This window comes from Bacillus sp. SIMBA_005 (assembly GCF_046535585.1).
Classification (GTDB): domain Bacteria; phylum Bacillota; class Bacilli; order Bacillales; family Bacillaceae; genus Bacillus; species Bacillus pumilus.
The window spans coordinates 1-251 of the sequence record NZ_JAWRWI010000844.1 but is presented as its reverse complement, the minus strand read 5'-3'; the positions used below and the strand labels follow the sequence as shown (position 1 = coordinate 251).

General features: G+C 44.2%; 1 protein-coding gene. It reads right to left on the bottom strand.

The annotated features are described in order from the left end of the window. Positions 1–251 (bottom strand): polyprenyl synthetase family protein (locus tag SB660_RS22460; RefSeq protein WP_410584690.1); only part of this gene is annotated, 251 nt, incomplete at both ends.

The following is a 251-nucleotide window of genomic DNA, read 5'->3' as shown; positions in this document are numbered from 1 at the left end:
CTGGCAATGTGACGTTTCCTTGAAGCAAATCTCCTCCAACGGGTTTACCCAGTTCTTCTTCAGTTGAAGTAAAATCAAGAATATCATCAATAATCTGATAAGACATGCCGACGTAATACCCAAACCAGTACAATGCCTTATGAATCTTCTCATCAGCTCCAGACGCAATGGCACCAAGCTGGCAGCTGACCGCGATCAAGAGAGCCGTTTTTCTTTTGATACGGCGGAGATACGTTCTGAGATTTTGTTCC